An 18,727-nucleotide genomic window follows, 5' to 3' on the forward strand; every position below is an offset into this window, starting at 1 on the left:
GATCATCGCGGGCCCCCCGACGGGTGGTTGCGCAGGACGGCCTCCACGGGCAGATGGTCGCTCGGCCACTGCGTGCCCGTCGGGCGGGGGTCGATGCCGACCGCACGGACGCCCACGTCGGGGGTGACCAGGAGCGCGTCGATGCGCCGTGCGCCGACACGAGGGGCCGCGTAGTTGTTGAACGTTCCCCACTCGGCGGTCCGGCGCGCCGGGGCGTACGACCAGGTGTCCACCAGGAGGCCGTCGGCGAACATGCCCGCGAGCTCGGCCGAGCGGATGTGCGCGTTGACGTCGGCGGTGAAGACGAGAGGGAGTTCGCGCCGTGCAACGAGGTCGTGCAGCCAGGTCGCCGAGCGGCGCCGTGCCCGCCGAGAGAAGGCGTCGAAGTGCGTGTTGACGAACGTGAATCGCGCGTCCGTCGCCCGATCGCGCAGTCGGGCGACGACCGCGACGCGGGGGATCGTATTGCCCCAGCCCGTCGACCCCGGGACGTCGGGGGTGTCCGACAGCATGACCTGCTCCCAGTCCTCGACCTCGATCCGGTCCCGGTCGTAGAACAGGGGAGTCCCCTCGCCCTCGCGATTCTTCCCGCGTCCGAGTCCGATCCGCCCGTACTGCGACCCGAGGGAGGCCTGCACCCAGGAGGCCTGATCGGGCATCGCCTCCTGCGATCCGAGCAGATGCGGCCGACGGGCGCCGAGGAAGGTGCGCAGGCGCTGCTTGCGCATCGGCCACCGATCGGCGGGCGGCCAGGTGATCCGGTCGAAGCGTCGTCGGATGTTGAAGCTCATCACGTGCAGGTCCGGCGCCGTGACGTCGGGGAAGAGGATGCCGGCCATCAGCGCCCGGCCCCGATCCGGGCGGCGCGGCGTCGCGCTCGCGCCACCCGTGCCCACCGCACGGGCGGGACATCCGCGGGCCAGTGCGCGAAGACGGTCCCCGCCCCGCGACGGAAGCAGCGCGCGAACCGCCGCGGCTCCACCGTGCGGGAAGAGACGCGCATGTGCCGCCCCGGCACGTACCGGATGCGGTGGTCGACTCCCAGGTGATAGGCGAGGTCGAGGTCATCGTGCAGTTCGGGGTCGAGGTGGACGCGGTCGCGCACCGCCTCCCACGCCGCGCGGCGGAACGCCATGTTCGACCCCCACAGCGGCGTGTGCCCGAGCGCGGGGAACGCGAACGTGTTGTACGTGCCGAGGAACACGCGGGCCATCAGCACACGCCGGGAAGCGGGACCGTCATGGAACACCGCACCGCCGGTCACGGCATCCACCTCCGGATCGGCGAGGGCTTGGACCATGCTTGCGATCCAGGTGGGAGCAGGAAGGCTGTCGGCATCGAGACGCAGGATGAGCTCCCCGCGCGCGGCGTCGTATCCGGTCGAGGCCGCGGCGGGAATGCCGCGCTCGCCGCAGAACACCACGCGAGCTCCGGTGGCGCGCGCGATGTCGGCGCTGTCATCGGTCGAGCCGTTGTCGACGACCACGATCTCGTCGGCCGCGAGGGTCTGCGCGGCCAACGCCCGCAGGCATCGCCAGAGGTGCGGCCCGTCGTTCCGCACCGGGATGACGACCGACACGCCGACGACCGGATGAGGGGGTCTTTCGGGCACGACGAACTCCAGACGACGAGTGATCCTCCACGCTAGGCGATCGCTTCCCCGACGCTCGGAGGCTTGACGCTTTCGTACGCTGGAGACATGGCATCCGTCCTCAACGTCTCGGCGTATCTGTTCACGCGCATCGACGACCCCGCCGCCCTCCGCGTCACGCTGCGCGAGCGGGCGCTCGCGGCGGCTCTGCGCGGAACGATCCTTCTCGCCGAAGAGGGCATCAACCTCTTCCTCGCGGGAGAGACCGACGCCCTGCGCGGCTTCGTGGAGGAACTGCGCGTCGACCCGCGCTTCGCCGCGCTCGAAACGAAGGACAGTTGGTCGGATGCCGTGCCCTTCGGCAAGCTCCTGGTGAAGGTGAAGCGCGAGATCATCCGCATGGACCGGCCCGAGGTGCGCCCTCAGGACGGCCGGGCTCCCGCCGTGAGTCCCGACACCCTGCGCCGCTGGCTCGATCGCGGCACCGACGACGAGGGACGCGAGGTCGTGCTCGTCGACACCCGCAACGCTTTCGAGGTCGATTACGGCACCTTCGCCGGCGCGAAGGACTGGCGCATCGAGCGGTTCACGCAGTTCCCGGATGCCGCGAGCTCTCACCGAGATGAACTCGCCGGGAAGACGGTCGTGAGTTTCTGCACGGGCGGTATCCGCTGCGAGAAGGCCGCGCTCTACCTTCGCGGCGAAGGCGTCGACGCGTACCAGCTCGACGGGGGGATCCTGGGGTGGTTCGCGGCCCAGGGCGACGCGCACTGGCAGGGTGACTGTTTCGTGTTCGACGGGCGCGAAGCGCTCGACGCGGGGCTCGCGCCGGCGCGATCGGTCTGAGCGCTCCCCGCGCGACTTGTCCCAAGCAAGCTCCTCGGTTCGGTTCGTTGTTCGCCGAGTGCACGCGGAGCCGCTCTGCGATCCGAGAAAAATACCTGGCTAAAGGACTTTTCTAGCCAGATTCTCGTCGCGCGCGAAAATTCTCCACTTGTCTCTTCTGGAGATACAGGTCCGAGAGCAAGATTGCTTTCACCACCCCGAGCCGCCGGCCCCGAGCGCGATCTCACCCAGACTCTCGCCCGCTTGCGCCATGCCCACATCCCTCAGAGAAGAGGACCGATGTCGACCCTTGCGTTCCCTCCGTTGGATCGAAGCTCGACCGCGCCGATCTGGTTCCAGATCATGCGGGCGATCGAAAGCCGCATCTCGGACGGCACCTGGATGGCGGGCGATCGCCTGCCCAGCGAGAGCGAGCTCTGCGCGCATTTCGCCGCGTCGCGGACGTCCGTCCGAGAGGCGTTGTCGCGGCTCGAATCCGCCCACATGATCTCCCGTCGCCAGGGCAGTAAGGGGGCCTTCGTCGAGGGAGCCCAAGGCCCGTCCGCCTGGACCCTCCCCTCCGCTCCGAGCCTGCTGGGCGAATACAGCGAGGACGGACGGAGCACGCTGACCTCGCAGATCCTCCGAGCCGGTGTGGAGATCCTTCCCTCGTGGGCCGCCGCCGTCGTCGGTCCCCGCGCGGAGATCGGCGGAGCGGGATTCGTCTTGGAGCGTGTCCGCGCGGTCGGAACCCGCACAGCCGTGCACGTCATCAACTACATGCCCGCGCGCTTCGCGGGACTGCTCGCCGATCTGCGGGATCCCCGCGCGAGCCTGTACGCCACCATCACCCGCGTGGCGGGCGTGCGGATCGCACGGATGCATCGCTCGATCGAGGCCGTGTCGGCGGATCGGACGCTCGCGTCGATCCTGGAAGTCGAAGCGGGCCACCCCATCGTCGTGGTGGAGGCCGTGGCCTACGACGACAACGGGGAACCGATCGACTTCTCCCGCGCTTCCGTACGGACCGACCGCCTGCGCGTGAGCGTCGACACCGGCTTCGACGCCGCAGGGATCAGCAGTCAGAGCGCGTCCGGGCGTTACCCCGTCCCCCTCGAGGGCAGCCGCCCCCTTGACCCGTCTTCCCGTTGACCCCCTGCCCGGAGATCCCCATGACAAGTCCTCGCATCCTCGCGCTCGGTGACAGCTACATGCCCGCCGACATCTTCGCCCGCGCCTTCGCCGCCCGTGGCATGACAATCGACACGGCCACCGTGTCCGACGTCACCGCATCAGGGGACACTTCCGCAGTGCGGGAGTTTGAGGGCGACCCCGCCGAGGTCGCCCATCTCGCCCAGGGGTATGACGTCGTCGTCTTCCACGCCGCCCCCTTCACCGCGGAGGTGTTCGCCGCGCTGCCGGGTCTCCGGCTCATCGGCTGCGCGCGCGGGGGTCCCGTCAACGTCGATCTCGCGGCTGCCGCGGCCCACGGAGTCCGTGTGACGACCACCCCCGGGAAAAACGCCGACGCGGTCGCCGATCTCACGGTCGGCTTCCTCATCTCTCTCGCGCGCAACGTCCCGGCCTCGCTCCGCGACGTCGACGAGCGCGTGGCGACCGGACGACCGCTGGCGGAGTCGACCTTTGAAGGTGCCCGATGGTTCGGCCGCGAGATCGCGTCGCTCACCGTCGGACTCGTCGGATTCGGTAACGTCGCGCGCCTCGTCGCCGCGCGCGTCCGCGCCCTCGGTGCGACGGTGCTGGCATACGACCCGTTCGTCGATCCTGCGACCGTGTCGGACGTGCGCATCGTCGCCGATCTCGACGAGCTCCTCGCCGTGAGCGACGTCGTGAGCATCCACGCCCGCGCCACCGCGCAGAACCGACACCTCATCGGCTCCACGCAGATCGCCCGGATGCCCCGTGGCTCCCTTCTCATCAACACCGCGCGGGAGTCGCTCGTCGATGAGGACGCTCTCCTGGACGCCCTTCGAGACGGTCACCTCGCCGGCGCTGCCCTCGATGTGAACGAGCCCGACGGTCCGTGGCGCGATCTCGTCGCGCAGCCGCATCTCATCCTGACTCCTCACCTGGCGGGGGCCACCCACGAGACGCTTCGCCGTGGGGCCGAGATGCTCGCAGACGAGGTCACCGCCTACACCGAAGGCCGAAAGCTGCGGTGGGAGCGATGACCTCGGACGGACCCGTCTACCTCGCGATCGACGCCGGAACCGGATCCGCGCGGGCGCTCGCCTTCGACGACGACGGGACTCTTGTCGCCCGCGCCGCGCGCGAGTGGACCCACCGGGCCGTTCCCGGCTTCCCGGGCGGCACCGATTTCGACGCTGGCCAGGGGTGGAGCCTCATCGCCTCCGCGATCCGTGACGTCGTCGCGCAACTGGACGGCCGCCGCGTCGCCGCCGTCGCGGCATCCAGCATGCGCGAGGGCTTCGTCCTCTACGACGGTGAGGGTTCGGAGCTCTGGGCGTGCCCCAACACCGACGGCCGCGCCCGCGCCGAGGCCGACGAACTCGTGGCAGAGGGTGTCGCCGACGAGATCTACCGCGTGGCCGGGGACTGGGTGTCGATCACCGCCCCCGCGCGGCTGCGTTGGATCGCCCGTCACGCCCCCGACGTCCTCGCGCGCACACGGCACCTCGGCATGCTCAGTGACTGGGTGGTCACCCGCCTGACGGGAGAGTTCGTCACCGACCCCACGTGCGGTTCCAGCTCGGCCCTCTTCGACCTGCGCGCTCGGTCCTGGTCGCACGACCTCGCCGCGGCCGTCGGCGTCTCCGACGGCATCCTCCCTCCGGTCGTCGAATGCGGGCTGCCCGTCGGGCGCGTCACCTCGACCGCTGCCGCGGCGACCGGTCTCGCCGTCGGAACACCGGTGATGAGCGGGGGAGCGGACACCCAGCTCGCCCTCCACGGCATCGCGGCGCGTCCTGGACGGCCCACGATCGTCGCGGGAACCTTCTGGCAGACCACGGCCGTCGTCACCGAGCCCGTCATCGACCCCTCGCGACGGCTGCGCACCCTGTGTCATGTGTCGCCCGACACCTGGATGGTCGAAGGGATCGGCTTCCTGTCGGGTCTCGCCATGCGGTGGTTCCGTGACGTGTTCTGCGGCGACGCCGTGGCCGCCACGCGCGACGGCGGGTCGGCGTTCACCCTCATGGAGCGGTGGGCCGAGGAGGTTCCGCCCGGCTCGAACGGTGTCGTCGCCGCCATGGCGAACGTCATGCAGGCCGACGCGTGGCACCATGCGCCGCCCGCGTTCGTCGGGTTCGACATCAACGACACCGCCGCGTCGTCGCGCGGAGCCTTCGTGCGTTCGATCGAGGAGGCCGCGGCCATCGTGGCAGCTGCCCACCTCGGCATCCTCTCGGATCTCACGGGCGGTCGAGCCGTCGACGACGGTTCCGTCACCTTCACCGGCGGCAGCAGCGCCGGAGCTCTGTGGCCGCGCATCATCGCGGGGGTGTGCGGGCTCGACACCCTGGTCACGGTGGCGCCTGAGGCCACCGCGTACGGGGCCGCTCGCCTCGCCGCTGCCGGCATCGGGGGCGACCTCCCCCCGATGGGTGACACCGACCGCCGCGTCGTGGCCACCGCCGACGAACGCGCCGTCTACACCCGGGTGGTCGAACGGTGGCACCGGGTCTACCGGAGCGTGATGACCGTGGCCGGCCCCGACGTCCCTCCGCTGTTCACCCCGCCCGGCGCCGCGCGAGCGGCATCCGTCTCCCCTTCCGCCGACGTCTTCGCCTGAGACGTCGACGCTTCGTCCCTCATCACACAAGGAGAACCTCATGGCAGACCTCGACGGCAACGTCTCGGCCAAGAACTTCCACCCCGACGTCCCCGCGCAGCGCTTCACGCATGAGATCCGCGGCGCCGCCAATCTCGACTGGGGCATGCAGAACCGGTTGGCCCGTATCCTCGACCCTCGGACGGGCCGAACGGTCATGCTGGCCTTCGACCATGGATACTTCCAGGGACCCACGTCTGGCCTCGAACGCATCGACGTGAACATCGCTCCCCTGGGCGAGCACGCGGACGCTCTCATGTGCACACGCGGTGCGCTGCGCACGTCGATCCCGCCGGCGACGCGGGCGGGGCTCGTTCTGCGGGCATCCGGCGGTCCCTCCGTCCTGAAAGAGTTGTCCGACGAGAACATCGCCCTGGCGATGGACGACGCGGTCCGGGTCAACGCCGACGCCGTCGCCGTCCAGGTGTTCGTCGGGGGAGAGCACGAGACCCGCAGCATCCGCAATCTCACGACTCTCGTCGATGAGGGGTATCGCGCCGGGATCCCCGTGCTGGGCGTCACCGCCGTCGGCAAGGAACTCACCCGTGATGCGCGTTACCTCGGGCTCGCCGTCCGCATCATCGCCGAGCTGGGCGCGCAGCTCGTGAAGACCTACTACTGCGAGGAGGGCTTCGAGGAGGTCGTGGCCGGTTGCCCCGTGCCGGTCATCATGGCCGGCGGCAAGAAACTGCCCGAGCTCGACGCCCTCACCATGGCCAGCCGCGCGGTGCGAGCGGGGGCCGCGGGGGTGGACATGGGTCGCAACATCTTCCAGAGCGCGAACCCCGCCGCCATGATGACCGCCGTCCGTGCCGTCGTGCACGACGATCTCGACGCCGCCGACGCGCACGAGCTCTACCGCTCGATGACCGAGACGGCGGTGCCGGCGTGAGTGCCGACCTCGTGCGGGTCAGCGACGCTGACCTCCGCTTCGGAGAGTGGGGGCCGGGCTACCTGTCCCAGACTCCGGAGGCCGCATTCGGTGTCGTCGTACTCCGTCCCGGTGACGCCTTCGCGAATCACCTGCACCGGGAGCACACGGAGTCGTTCGTGGTGATCGACGGTGCCGCCGAGGTCTGGCTCGATCGCGCGGATCCCGTCACCATCTCCGCGGGCGACGTCCTGCACGCGCGCCCGGGGCAGGAGCACTTCCTTCGCAACCCCTTCGACACGGTCTTCCGCGCCGTCTTCGTCAAGGCCCCCTGGGTCGACGGAGACAAAGTTGACGCACCGTGGACCCCCGCAGCCTGACATCCCGCACCTCCAACCTCGAAAGGACCATCCTGTGAGCACGCAACGTCGCTTCCTCACCCCGCGCTCCGGCGCATCCTTCCGCCCCCGCGCCCTCATCGGCGTCGGCGCAGTCTCCCTCCTCGCCCTCTCGCTGACCGCCTGCGGCGGGTCCTCGGACGCGGGGGGTGGCACCGAATCCAAAGCCCTCAAGGTACTCATCGCCGCTCCGCAGGAAGGGGCCGGGAAGATCCTCGAGCAGGAGTTCGAGGCCGAGACGGGCACCGACATCCAGGTCGAGGTCGTGCCCTACGACCAGATCCAGACGAAGGCGATCCTCGACGCCCAATCGGGTACCAACAACTACGACGTGATCCAGTACTGGTACACCTCCGTCGGGGCCCTGGCCGAATCCGGAGCCCTCGCCGACATCACGTCGTGGGTGGACGACGACAGCGACATCGACTCCGCAGACTTCATCCAGAGCATCTTCGGTCCGTACACGCAGTACGACGGCAAGACCTACGGACTGCCCATCGACGGCGACACCCACGTGCTCTTCTACAACAAGGAGATCTTCGAACGCAACGGCGTCCAGGTGCCCACGACGTGGGACGAGTACGTACAGGTCGCCCAGAAGATCACGGATGCCGAGAAGGGCAACGGCGTATACGGGTCGGCCCTCCTCGGAGCCAAGAGCGCCTTCAACATCGGTTCGACGTTCTTCAACCGTCTCGCGACCATGTCGCCGGACAAGATCGATCCGCAGATGCCGCAGCTGAACACCCCGGCAGCCGTCGAGGCAGCTCAGGCGATGCTCGACGCGGCTCCCGCCGCGCTGCCGAGCCCCCTCGAGATCGGCTTCGAGCAGGCTCTGCCGCAATTCCTCTCGGGCAACGTCGGCATGATCGAGTTCTGGACCGACCTCGGTGTCTTCGCGCAGGACCCCGAGCAGTCGAAGATCGTCGACAAGTGGGGCGTCGCGCCGCTCCCGGTGGGCCCGCAGGGCTCGGTCTCGGGAGCGCTCAACGCCGGATGGGCCATGGGGATCAGCCCCAACGCGCCCGACCAGGATCTCGCCAAGCAGTTCGTCGCCTTCGCCTCGTCGAAGAAGATGAACGAGCAGCTGATCACCACGACCGGTTCGGGCGTGGACCCGATCCGCACCTCGACGCTGGAGAGCTCCGCCTACACCGCGTTCGCCCCCGAGGTGGCGCAGGTCGCCGCGGAGGTGCTGCCGAACGCGCAATCGTGGCCGACCTCGCCGCAGGCGCCGCAGATGATCCAGACGCTCAGCGACAATCTCGCGCTCATGCTCCAGGGAAGCCTCACGGCCGAGCAGGCGATGTCGCAGACCTGGGACACCTGGCAGTCGCTGGCCGGCTGATCCGTCCCGTCCCTCCGATCGGAGACACCATGTCGAACACCGCCGCGCCGAGAACCACGCGCCGTCCGGCGTCACGAATCGGACGTCTGCTCCTGACGCCCTCTCTCGTCGCCGTCGCCCTCGTCGCGTTGTACCCGCTGGTCTACATCGTGGCCGCGTCGTTCTCGAAGTCGTCGCTGGGTCGGCCGTTCGCCGGGTGGGTCGGCGTGGACAACTTCGTGTCACTGCTGGGGGACGGGGTCACCCTCCCGTCCCTCGTCAGATCACTCGCCTTCGCCGTCCCCTCGGCCGTTCTCGCCCTGGTGGCGGGCGCCGTCGTCGCCCTGTCGCTGGATGCGGCTGTGCGCGGGGGACGGGTGATCCGCGTCCTGCTCCTGCTCCCGCTGATGACACCGCCCGTCATGGCCGGTGTCATCTGGAAGCTCATGCTCGCGCCCACCGGCGGCCTCGTGAACAACGTGGGACAGCTCGTCGCTCCGGGTTCGTCACCGTTCCCTTTCCTGGGGTCGAGCCCGGCCGCGATGATCAGCGTCACCCTGGTCGACGCGTGGCAATGGACACCGTTCTGCGTTCTGCTGGTGTTCGCCGCCCTTCAGACCCTGCCGGGGGAGGTGTATGAGGCGGCGCAGGTGGACGGGGCGGGCGTCGTCGCGACGTTCTGCCGCATCACTCTGCCGCTGATGATCCCCAGCCTCCTGACCGTCCTGCTGTTGAAGCTGGTGGTGTCGTTCAAAGTGTTCGACCTCGTGTTCATCATGACCGGCGGCGGCCCTGGTTTCGACACGACCGTGAGCAGCTTCGAGATCTACCGCACCGCACTCCAGACGTTCGACGTCGGAGCGGCGGCCGCTCAGACCGTCGCCTTCCTCGTCCTCGTGACGGTCGTCATCCTCCCGCTGAACGCCGTGCGCCAGCGCCTGAACCGAGAAGGGTGAGCTCCGTGACCGCCATGCTCCACCTCGACACCACCGCCGACTCCGATACCGGCGCCACCCGCACCCTCGTCCTTCCGAAGCGCCGCCGCCGCCCCCGGACGCGGGCCGTGAGCGTCAGCCGGCCCGGTCGAGCCCCGCGCTCGGTCCTGGCCGTCAAATGGGCCGTCATCGTCGTTGCGATCACGCTGGCCCTTCTCCCCGTGCTCTACATGGTCGGGATGTCGTTCAAGAGCCCCGACGACATCCTGTCGACGCGGATCCTTCCGTCTCGCCTCGCTGTCGAGAACTGGGTGTCTGCGTTTCAGAACTGGCCGATCCTCACCTATCTGCGCAACTCGATCGGCACCGGGGCGATCGCGGTGGCGGTGTCGCTCCTGGTCGCCGTACCGGCGAACTACGCCGTCGCCCGACTGCGAGTCGGCGGCGACAGGGCGCTCGCCTTCATCGTGTCGGCGTACGTCGCTCCTCCCGTGGTCGCGATCATCCCGCTCTTCGTCCTCGTGCGCACCGCCGGTCTGATGGATTCCGTGGTGGGGCTCGGGATCGTGCAGGGACTGCTCCTCACCCCCGTCGCGGTGTGGTTGCTCGACGGCTTCTTCCGCGCCGTTCCGCGCGAGATCGACGAGGCCGCGCAAATCGACGGATGCGGTCCGATACGAACGCTGTGGGCGGTGATCCTCCCGCTCGTCGCGCCGGGACTCGTCGCGGTGTCGATCATCGTGTTCATCCTCGTCTACAACGACTTCCTCATTCCCCTGCTCCTCACGCAGAGCGCCGAGTCTCAGACGCTGCCCGTCGGGATCGCTCTCATGCAGGGTGGTCGAGAGGTCATGTTCGGACAGACGGCGGCTGCGAGTCTCGCCGGACTGCTGCCGGTGTACCTTCTCGCCCTCTTCCTCCAGAAGTGGCTGATCGGGGGCCTGACCCAGGGCAGCGTGAAGTGAAGCGGTAGGCGATCCTCCACGGGTAGCCTCGGGAGATGCTCTGGGACCAGCACGCGTGCGTCGAGCTCGTCGAGACCGCCGACATCGGCGACCTGCGTCGCTATCGCGATGCCGGAGGCGGCTTCGTGTCGCTCAACGTCGGCTACGCCCCGCACGGGCCTGAGCTCACGGCATCCCTTCTGCGTTCCTTTCGCGCACAGGTGGACGCGATCGAGGGCGTCGAGCTGGCCTCGACGGTCGCGGACATCGACCGCATCGCCGCCCGCGGCGACACCGCCGTCGCCTTCGACCTCGAGGATTGCGCGCCTCTCGGAGGAGATCTGGATGCCGTCGGCCTGCTCGTCGCGCAGGGCGTGCGGACGCTCGGGCCGACGTACAACCACGCCAACCGCGCCGGCGGGGGCTGTCTCGACGCGACCGACGACGGACTCACCCCCTGGGGACGAGATCTCGTGGCCGAGATGAACCGGCGCGGGATGGTGCCGGACGGCTCGCACGTCGGCGCCCGCACGACGCTCGACATGTGCGCCGCATCGACCCGGCCCGTGGTGTTCAGCCACTCGAACATGCGCGCGGTGTGGGATCACCCTCGCAACATCACCGACGATCAAGCGCGAGCGGTCGCCGACACCGGGGGAGTCGTCGGCATCACCGGTGTCGGCATCTTCCTCGGACCCAACACGCCCACGCTGGATGCCATGGTTCGGCACCTCGAATGCGCCGTCGAGGTCGTCGGCATCCGGCACGTCGGGGTCAGCACCGACTTCTCGTTCGACTGGCCCACGTTCCGCGACACCGTCGCCGCGTCTCCCGAGCTGTACGACGACAGCTACACGCGGTGGGGACCCATGGAATGGATGCCGCCCGAGACCTTCGTCGGCCTCGGCCCCGCGCTCGCCGCGAGAGGATGGACCGACGCCGACGCCGCCGCCGTGCTCGGCGGGAATTTCCGCCGTGTGGCGGCCGAGAGCTGGGAGCCCCTGCAATGACCGATCTCCGAGACGGGGCCGTTCTGCGCCCCGCCCGTGCGGGCGACGAAGAGGGCATCCTCGCGTGCATCCAGGCGCTCGCCGACTACGAGAGAGAACCGGATGCCGTGGACAACACGGCCGAGATGATCCGCGCCACGCTGTTCGGCGACGATCCCCGCGCGTTCGCGTTCGTCGTGGAGCGGGAGGGGGAGATCCGCGCGGTCGCCATCTGGTTCCTCACGTACTCGACATGGACCGGCCGTCACGGTATCTGGCTCGAAGACCTCTACGTGCACGAGCAGTACCGGTCGTCCGGCTACGGCGTGGCCCTGTTGGCCGCGCTCGCCGCCGAATGCATCGACAAGGACTACTCGCGCCTGGAGTGGACGGTGCTCGACTGGAACGAGCCTGCGATCGGCTTCTATCGCGCGCTCGGCGCCGAGGCGATGGACGAGTGGACGACGAGGCGCGTGACCGGCGACGCCCTGACCGCGCTCGCCGCCCGCGGCGGGAGCCGCTAGTCCGCGACGATCTCGACCTTGAAACCGGCCGTGTTCTCGAGCCACCCCGCGTAGTGCTGCGGGCCGCCGGCGTGCGGATAGCGGTCGACGTACAGCGGTCCCCACCCGTGCGCGGGGGCGTCGGTCATCAGCCGGTCGACCTCGGCCGGTGCTCCGCCCTCGAACGCGAGATGATTCACGCCGGGTCGGCGGCGGTCGTGTGGGGCGTCGATCGTGTTCGGGGTCGTCGTCACCGAGATGTACGCGCCGCCCGCGGTGAAGGTCGAGCCTCCCGGCCACTCGGCCTCGGTGGTCCATCCGAGGCGGGTGAGGAGCCAGATCCAGTCGGTCAGGTCGTCGGGGTGGGCGATCCAGATGTCGAGGTGGTGGAGGCCGGGCATTCGTCCAGTCTGCCGGGAGTCCGCTCAGCGCGCGAGGTCGGCGAGCACCGCTTCCGCCGCGCGCTGGCCCGAGACCAGGGCGCCCTGGATCGACGCGGTGTCTCGGTGATCGCCGGCGATGTAGCGCCCGTCACCCAGCCGAACGGGCCGGCGCAGGCGCAGCGGCGGGTCCTGCACGGGGAGAGCGTGGGCGATGTCGTCGCGCCGGAGGAGTCGCCACGGTCGGGTGTCGGTCTCCCAGATCTCGGCGAGCTGGCTCCGGATGCCATCCTCCGTCGCCGCAGAGGGCATCACGCAGGTCGCCTGGACGAGGTGCTGTTCCCGCGGAGCGTAGGTCGGGGCGGTGTTCGTCATGATCGCGGTGTTCACGATCGGGCCGCGTCGTCGCCCGTCGATGCGGAGCGCAGCGTCCTCGCTCGGTGCGTCGTCGGTGGCGAACCACCACGTCTGCAGCCCCCGGGGCCGGGGGAGCGGGACGTCGAGCGCCGGGTCGAGCCCGGTCGCGATCACCACGGCGCGGGCGGTGACGGCATCCCGTCCCTCGATGCCCACGTGCCAACCGGACGCCCGGGGCCGGGTGGAAACCACCCGATGACCGACCCGGATGCCGGCCCCGGCGCGGCGCGCCGTGTCGGCGAGCTGCGCGGGAAGAGCGCCGATCCCCGCGGCGGGGACCCCCGGACGGCCGATGGCGAAGCTCCGGACGAGCAGCCGCACGAACGCGTCGGAGGTCTCCTGCCGGTCGTCTGCGAGCACGCCGGCGAGAAACGGCTCGAGCACGCTCTCGCGGAGGGGGCCGCGTAGACCCGCGCGATCCCACGCTTCTTCGAGCGTGCGGTCGGTGCCGTCCTTCGCCGCGCGGGCCGAGACCACGGTCGGCGCCGCCCAACGGGCGAGCGCGGCGAGATCGGCGGGCCGCACGAGCCCGCTGGCCAGCGTCTCGGGGAGAGAGAAGGGGTGTCGCACGGGATGGGCCAGACGGACGACCCGGTCCTCGAGCCGCACGCTGACCGCGACGGGGAAGCGCCGGAGCGCGAGCGCGTCGACATCGACCCACCGACGGATGGACGGGTACGCCGGATTGAGCACGTGGAAGCCGAGGTCGAGGCGGAAGCCGTCCACGATGTCGGTCCGCTCACGTCCGCCGACGGTCTCGCCCGCCTCGAGGACCACGACATCGCGGCCGGCGTGGGCGAGGCGGGTCGCGCAGCGCAGCCCCGCGAGCCCCGCGCCGATGACGATGACGTCGTACGCGCTCATGGGGCGAGCCTAGGCATCGCCCTGCCGGCGGATGCGGGGGTTGCGCGCGTCAGGGCCGGGGCGCGATGGCCGCGGCGACGCGGTCGAGCGCACCCGGCACGAGGGAGAAGTACGCCCAGGTGCCGCGCTTTTCGCGGGTCAGGATGCCGGCATCCACCAGCACCTTGGTGTGGTGAGACACCGTCGGCTGCGACAGGCCGAGCGGCTCCTGCAGGTCGCACGCGCACGTGGCGCCAGCATCCTGAGCGGCGATGATCGACACGATCCGCAGGCGGGCGGGATCGGCCAGCGCCTTGAGCGTCTTCGCGAGGGTCTCCGCCTCTGCCGGTGCCATCGCGGCATCGCCCGACGACACGCAGCACGGGGCGTCGAGCAGGGGCAGGGCGGTACCGGGAGTCATGGCATCCATCATTCTCAGAATATCGAGGAACGTCAATATTGACGTGCGTCGATGTTCTGCGTCATGCTGTTCCCGTTCGTCCCGACCCGAAGGAAAAGCAATGTCCGACACCGCCACGATCCTCTTCGTCTGCGTGCACAATGCCGGGCGCTCGCAGATGGCCGCCGGCTACGCCCGAGCCCTCGGGGGCGAGCGGGTGCGCGTGCTCTCCGGTGGCAGCGCCCCAGGTGACGCCCTCAATCCGATGGCTGTCGCGGCAATGGCTGAGGAGGGCATCGATATCAGCGCGGAAGTGCCGCAGCTCCTGCTCACCGACGACGTGCGTGCGTCCGACGCGGTCATCACGATGGGCTGCGGAGACGCGTGCCCGATCTTCCCCGGCAAGCGCTACGAGGACTGGGAACTGACCGATCCGGCGGGCAAGGGCCTCGACGAAGTTCGCCCGATCCGTGACGACATCAAGGCGCGTGTCACCACGCTGCTGCGTGAGCTGGGGGTCGAGGCGTGAGCCTCACCCTCACGGTCCCGCCGCGGCCGGAGGTCGACCGTCGCGCGGGCCTTCCGATCGCGGTCATCGGTGCGGGCCCGGTCGGCCTCGCCGCGGCCTCCCACCTCATCGAGCGCGGGCTCCCGGTCGTCGTCTTCGAGGCGGGCGACACCGTCGGCGCGGCCGTCCGCGAATGGGGTCACACCCGACTGTTCTCGCCGTGGCGCTACGTCGTCGACTCGGCAGCGCAGCGGCTGCTCGAGGCCGAGGGGTGGACCGCTCCGGATGCCGAGGGCCTGCCCACCGGGGACGAGCTGATCGACCTCTACCTCCAGCCGCTCGCTCGCACCGCCGCCCTGGCATCCGTCGTCCGATACGGGGCGCGCGTCGAGGCCGTTTCCCGCCAGGGGATGGACCGCACGCGCTCGGCCGGCCGGGCGGCCGCCCCCTTCGTCCTTCGACTGCGCACGGCGGAGGGGACCACGGATGTCATGGCCCGGGCCGTCATCGACACCTCGGGCACGACGAACTCGCCGCGCTCACTGCTGTCGTCCGGCTTCGCCCCGGAGGGCGACCTCGGCGACCGGGTGACGACAGCGCTCCCCGACGTGGGGCGGCGGGACCGCGCGCGCTTCGCCGGTCGTCGGGTGCTCGTCGTCGGCGCGGGCCACTCGGCGGCCAACACCCTCATCGCCCTCGCCGCGCTCGCCGAGGAAGAGCCGACGACACGCGTTTCGTGGGCTGTCCGCAACGAGGGAACCGCGCGCCTCGCCGCCGACGCGGCCGACGACCTCGCCGCCCGCGGGCGCCTCGGTGCGGCGGTCCACGGCCTGGTGACCGCGGGCCGTGTCGAGCAGATCGCCTCGTTCGAGATCGATGATGTTCGGCTGTCCGACGCCGGAGTTCGCGTGAGCGGTCGACGCGCAGGCGAGGCGTTCGCGGTCGCGGTGGACGTGATCGTCAATGCCACCGGATTTCGCCCCGACCTGTCGATGCTGGCCGAGATCCGCCTCGGTCTCGACGAGATCGTGGAGGCGCCGCGTGCCCTCGCCCCGCTCATCGACCCGAACGTGCACTCGTGCGGGTCGGTGCCGCCGCACGGCGTCGCCGAGCTCACCCACCCCGAGCCCGACTTCTACCTCGCGGGCATGAAGTCGTACGGTCGAGCGCCCACATTCCTGCTGCTCACCGGGTACGAGCAAGTGCGATCGATAGCCGCCGAGCTCGCAGGTGACCGGGTGGCGGCGCGGCAGGTCGATCTCGTGCTGCCCGAGACGGGCGTGTGCACGACCGACGCGGGGTCCTGCTGCGCGTGAGCACGACGGTGCGCCCGTTGGCCGAGGCGGATTGGCCGGAGGTGCATCGCATCTACGCGGAGGGCATCGCGACCGGTCACGCCACGTTCGAAGCGGCACCCCCGGCGACCTGGGTCGACTTCGCGACGGGAAAGCTCGACGCGCACCGCTTCGTCGCGGTCATCGACGGTCGAATCACGGGCTGGGCGGCTGTGTCGGCCGTGTCGTCACGGCCGGTCTACCGCGGGGTCGTCGAGCACTCCGTCTATGTCGAGGCCGACGGTCGAGGACAGGGAATCGGGCATGCACTGCTCGACGCGGTCATCGATTCGACCGAGGCCGACGGTATCTGGACGATCCAGGCGTCGATCTTTCCTGAGAACACCGCGTCGCTCGCTCTTCACGCCCGCCACGGCTTCCGCACGGTCGGAACGCGCGAGCGGATCGGTCGAGACGTGGCCGGCCGCTGGCGCGACACCGTGCTCATCGAGAGGCGCAGCCACCGGGTATGACAAGGGCCCGGATGCCATGGCATCCGGGCCCCGGAAACGCTTACGCGGAGGCTTCCTCGCGCTTGGGCAGCACCCAGCCGGGGCGCACGAAGTGGCACGTGTACCCGTTCGGGATCCGCACGAGGTAGTCCTGGTGCTCGGGTTCGGCCTCCCAGAAGGGAGCCTCGGGCTCGATCGTCGTGACGACCTTGGCGGGCCAGATGCCGGATGCGTCGACGTCGGCGATCGTGTCGCGCGCGACCTTCTCCTGCTCGGGGGAGAGCGGGAAGATGGCCGAGCGGTAGCTCGTGCCGATGTCGTTGCCCTGACGGTTCAGCGTCGAGGGGTCGTGGATCTGGAAGAAGAACGCCAGGATGTCGCGGTACGACGTCCGGGTCGGGTCGAAGACGATCTCGACGGCCTCCGCGTGACCGGGGTGGTTGCGGTAGGTGGCGTGGTCGTTCTGTCCGCCGGTGTAGCCGACGCGCGTGTCGAGCACGCCGGGCTGACGGCGGATCAGGTCTTCGACGCCCCAGAAGCAGCCGCCGGCGAGGACGGCGGTCTCGGTGCCGGGGCGGCGGGTGATCTCGCCGGTGTCGGTGGGTCCGCTGGTCATGGTGTGGCTCCTTTTGCGGTTGCGGAAAGAGAAGAGGTTCATCAGGCGCGGCTCCCCGGGAAAAGCGCACGGTAGGCGCCGTATCCCTGCGCCTCGAGCTCGGCGACGGGCACGAATCGGAGGGCGGCCGAGTTCATGCAGTATCTCAGCCCGCCGGCCTGTCGAGGGCCGTCGTCGAAGAGGTGGCCCAGGTGGCTGTCGGCCCCCGCCGAGCGCACCTCGGTGCGCGTCATCCACAGACTCCGATCCGTCTTGGTCACGACGGCGGCATCGTCGATCGGCTTGGTGAAGCTCGGCCAGCCCGAGCCGCTCTCGAACTTGTCGGTCGAGGAGAACAGCGGCTGTCCTGATACGACATCGACGTAGATGCCGTCCTCGTGGTTGTCCCAGTACTCGTTGCGGAACGGCGGCTCGGTGGCGTCGTCCTGCGTGACGGCGAACTGGCGGTCGGTGAGGCGGCCCAGCGCCTCCGACGTCTTCCGGTACTCCGTGCTCACGGTTCGTATCCTCTCGTCTCGACGCTCCGAAGCGGGCGTCACAGGAGAGAACGCGGCGCCCGCGCTTTTTGGTCCCGCGGGGCTGGGAGCGGGCTGTGAGTTCTCAGGAGTCCCGGATGCCGAGGGCAAGCCCCGCTGTTCTCATCGGCGTGCGCATTAGCGTTCAGCTCATCGACCAGGAGGTACGCATGACCCGCACCATCGTCATCACCGGCGCCAGCGACGGCATCGGTGCCGCGTCCGCGAAGCAGCTGAACGATCTCGGCGAAGAGGTGGTGGTCGTCGGCCGTAATCCCGAGAAGACCGCCCGCGTCGCGCGGACTCTCGGTGTCGATTCCTTCGTCGCGGACTTCAGCGACCTGTCGCAGGTGCGCGAGCTCGCGGCATCCCTTCTCGAGCGATACCCGCGCATCGACGTGCTGGCGAACAACGCCGGGGGAGTGTTCGGCCGGCGTACCCTCACGGCCGACGGGTACGAGACGACGTTCCAGGTGAACCACCTCGCTCCGTTCCTGCTCACGAACCTGCTGCGGGAGCGCCTCATCGAATCCGGCGCCTCGGTGATCCAGACCTCGAGCGCCGCGGCCAAGCTCTTCCCGCGCTTCGATCTGAACGATCTGCAGGGAGCGAATCACTTCTCCTCCACGACGGCCTACGGCAACGCGAAGCTCGCGAACGTTCTCTTCACGAAGGAGCTCAACCGACGCTTCGGCGATCGGGGGCTGTCCGCGGTGGCCTTCCACCCCGGCGTGATCGCCTCGAACTTCGGATCGACGAGCGACGGGCCGTGGAAGTTCCTGTACGGCGGCCCGCTCGCTCAGCGCCTGATGACCTCGACCGCGGTCGGCGGTGCACGGCTCACCTGGCTCGCCCTGGGCAAGCCCGGGGTCGACTGGCAACCGGGCGGGTTCTACGCGAACAACAAGCCGGCGCGGACCAACCGTCTCGCGGACGATCCGGCGGTCGCGAAGGCGCTCTGGGAGCGCAGCGCCGTGCTGGCGGGTGTCGACGACTGACCGCGGGCCGAAAAAGCTTGGTCTTTCCTTTGGATCGACCATGGAGGTGACCACCACGCGGTTTTCT

22 protein-coding genes are annotated in these 18,727 nt (G+C 69.8%); 15 read left to right on the forward strand and 7 right to left on the reverse strand.

Annotation, left to right across the window (positions count from 1 at the left end; genetic code table 11):
- Positions 1-2: 2 nt before the first annotated feature.
- Complete coding sequence (locus tag ACMW4R_RS10585) at positions 3-839, reverse strand: endonuclease/exonuclease/phosphatase family protein (protein ID WP_418299858.1); 837 nt, start codon at positions 837-839, stop codon at positions 3-5.
- Positions 839-1,612 carry a glycosyltransferase family 2 protein gene (locus tag ACMW4R_RS10590; RefSeq protein WP_058596687.1) on the reverse strand — a complete coding sequence of 258 codons (774 nt, stop codon included), beginning with the start codon at positions 1,610-1,612 and terminating at the stop codon, positions 839-841. Before ACMW4R_RS10590 ends, ACMW4R_RS10585 begins: the two co-directional genes overlap by 1 nt.
- 87 nt (positions 1,613-1,699) lie before the next feature.
- Between ACMW4R_RS10590 and ACMW4R_RS10595 the strand changes: the two genes are divergently transcribed.
- From ACMW4R_RS10595 to ACMW4R_RS10645, 11 genes are all read left to right on the forward strand, one after another.
- Positions 1,700-2,437, forward strand: a complete 738-nt coding sequence (locus ACMW4R_RS10595) for a sulfurtransferase (RefSeq protein ID WP_418299859.1) — start codon at positions 1,700-1,702, stop codon at positions 2,435-2,437.
- Between the two features lie 279 nt (positions 2,438-2,716).
- On the forward strand, positions 2,717-3,568 hold the full coding sequence (locus tag ACMW4R_RS10600; protein WP_418299860.1) for a GntR family transcriptional regulator: 852 nt from the start codon (positions 2,717-2,719) through the stop codon (positions 3,566-3,568).
- Between the two features lie 20 nt (positions 3,569-3,588).
- Positions 3,589-4,608: an NAD(P)-dependent oxidoreductase gene (locus ACMW4R_RS10605; protein WP_418299861.1), complete on the forward strand. Its 1,020-nt coding sequence runs from the start codon at positions 3,589-3,591 to the stop codon at positions 4,606-4,608.
- Positions 4,605-6,191: an FGGY family carbohydrate kinase gene (locus ACMW4R_RS10610; RefSeq protein WP_418299862.1), complete on the forward strand. Its 1,587-nt coding sequence runs from the start codon at positions 4,605-4,607 to the stop codon at positions 6,189-6,191. The genes ACMW4R_RS10605 and ACMW4R_RS10610 overlap by 4 nt, the downstream gene beginning before the upstream one ends.
- A 40-nt stretch (positions 6,192-6,231) precedes the next feature.
- Positions 6,232-7,122 carry a 3-hydroxy-5-phosphonooxypentane-2,4-dione thiolase gene (gene lsrF, locus ACMW4R_RS10615; RefSeq protein WP_418299863.1) on the forward strand — a complete coding sequence of 297 codons (891 nt, stop codon included), beginning with the start codon at positions 6,232-6,234 and terminating at the stop codon, positions 7,120-7,122.
- Positions 7,119-7,481: a cupin domain-containing protein gene (locus ACMW4R_RS10620; protein WP_418299864.1), complete on the forward strand. Its 363-nt coding sequence runs from the start codon at positions 7,119-7,121 to the stop codon at positions 7,479-7,481. Before lsrF ends, ACMW4R_RS10620 begins: the two co-directional genes overlap by 4 nt.
- 34 nt (positions 7,482-7,515) lie before the next feature.
- Complete coding sequence (locus ACMW4R_RS10625; protein WP_418299865.1) at positions 7,516-8,847, forward strand: ABC transporter substrate-binding protein; 1,332 nt, start codon at positions 7,516-7,518, stop codon at positions 8,845-8,847.
- 29 nt (positions 8,848-8,876) lie between these two features.
- Entirely contained in the window at positions 8,877-9,782 is a 906-nt protein-coding gene (locus tag ACMW4R_RS10630) for a carbohydrate ABC transporter permease (protein ID WP_418299866.1), read from the forward strand.
- A gap of 14 nt (positions 9,783-9,796) precedes the next feature.
- Complete coding sequence (locus ACMW4R_RS10635) at positions 9,797-10,726, forward strand: carbohydrate ABC transporter permease (protein WP_418299902.1); 930 nt, start codon at positions 9,797-9,799, stop codon at positions 10,724-10,726.
- 35 nt (positions 10,727-10,761) lie between these two features.
- Positions 10,762-11,715, forward strand: a complete 954-nt coding sequence (locus tag ACMW4R_RS10640) for a dipeptidase (protein WP_058613144.1) — start codon at positions 10,762-10,764, stop codon at positions 11,713-11,715.
- Entirely contained in the window at positions 11,712-12,218 is a 507-nt protein-coding gene (locus ACMW4R_RS10645) for a GNAT family N-acetyltransferase (RefSeq protein ID WP_058613143.1), read from the forward strand. The genes ACMW4R_RS10640 and ACMW4R_RS10645 overlap by 4 nt, the downstream gene beginning before the upstream one ends.
- Here the strand turns inward: ACMW4R_RS10645 and ACMW4R_RS10650 are convergent.
- The 3 genes from ACMW4R_RS10650 to ACMW4R_RS10660 are packed head-to-tail and all read right to left on the reverse strand — an operon-like array spanning position 12,215 to position 14,258.
- Positions 12,215-12,598, reverse strand: a complete 384-nt coding sequence (locus ACMW4R_RS10650; protein ID WP_058613142.1) for a hypothetical protein — start codon at positions 12,596-12,598, stop codon at positions 12,215-12,217. The two genes, ACMW4R_RS10645 and ACMW4R_RS10650, sit on opposite strands and share 4 nt — an antisense overlap.
- A gap of 24 nt (positions 12,599-12,622) precedes the next feature.
- The gene (locus ACMW4R_RS10655; protein WP_418299867.1) at positions 12,623-13,858 is read right to left on the reverse strand and encodes an NAD(P)/FAD-dependent oxidoreductase; all 1,236 of its coding nucleotides are present in this window, start codon (positions 13,856-13,858) and stop codon (positions 12,623-12,625) included.
- A gap of 49 nt (positions 13,859-13,907) precedes the next feature.
- Positions 13,908-14,258, reverse strand: coding sequence for an ArsR/SmtB family transcription factor (locus ACMW4R_RS10660; RefSeq protein WP_058596707.1), 351 nt, complete (start codon positions 14,256-14,258; stop codon positions 13,908-13,910).
- Positions 14,259-14,358: 100 nt separating this feature from the next.
- Here ACMW4R_RS10660 and ACMW4R_RS10665 point away from each other — a divergent pair, with 100 nt between their 5' ends.
- Genes ACMW4R_RS10665 through ACMW4R_RS10675 form a run of 3 tightly spaced genes read left to right on the forward strand, consistent with a single transcriptional unit; the run spans position 14,359 to position 16,552 of the window.
- On the forward strand, positions 14,359-14,766 hold the full coding sequence (locus ACMW4R_RS10665; protein ID WP_058613140.1) for an arsenate reductase ArsC: 408 nt from the start codon (positions 14,359-14,361) through the stop codon (positions 14,764-14,766).
- Positions 14,763-16,061 (forward strand): FAD-dependent oxidoreductase, encoded by a 1,299-nt coding sequence (locus ACMW4R_RS10670; RefSeq protein WP_058613139.1) that lies wholly within the window; start codon positions 14,763-14,765, stop codon positions 16,059-16,061. Before ACMW4R_RS10665 ends, ACMW4R_RS10670 begins: the two co-directional genes overlap by 4 nt.
- Positions 16,028-16,552 carry a GNAT family N-acetyltransferase gene (locus ACMW4R_RS10675; protein ID WP_241493655.1) on the forward strand — a complete coding sequence of 175 codons (525 nt, stop codon included), beginning with the start codon at positions 16,028-16,030 and terminating at the stop codon, positions 16,550-16,552. The genes ACMW4R_RS10670 and ACMW4R_RS10675 overlap by 34 nt, the downstream gene beginning before the upstream one ends.
- A gap of 40 nt (positions 16,553-16,592) precedes the next feature.
- Here the strand turns inward: ACMW4R_RS10675 and msrA are convergent, their stop codons facing one another.
- Together msrA and msrB are read right to left on the reverse strand one after the other, a co-directional pair.
- Complete coding sequence (gene msrA / locus ACMW4R_RS10680) at positions 16,593-17,147, reverse strand: peptide-methionine (S)-S-oxide reductase MsrA (protein WP_058596679.1); 555 nt, start codon at positions 17,145-17,147, stop codon at positions 16,593-16,595.
- A 41-nt stretch (positions 17,148-17,188) separates the two neighbouring features.
- Positions 17,189-17,644, reverse strand: a complete 456-nt coding sequence (gene msrB / locus ACMW4R_RS10685; protein WP_058596678.1) for a peptide-methionine (R)-S-oxide reductase MsrB — start codon at positions 17,642-17,644, stop codon at positions 17,189-17,191.
- Positions 17,645-17,832: 188 nt separating this feature from the next.
- Between msrB and ACMW4R_RS10690 the strand changes: the two genes are divergently transcribed.
- Entirely contained in the window at positions 17,833-18,660 is an 828-nt protein-coding gene (locus tag ACMW4R_RS10690; protein WP_058613138.1) for an SDR family NAD(P)-dependent oxidoreductase, read from the forward strand.
- Positions 18,661-18,727 lie beyond the last annotated feature (67 nt).

The organism is Microbacterium sp. S1037 (assembly GCF_048381605.1).
GTDB lineage: Bacteria > Actinomycetota > Actinomycetes > Actinomycetales > Microbacteriaceae > Microbacterium > Microbacterium testaceum_B.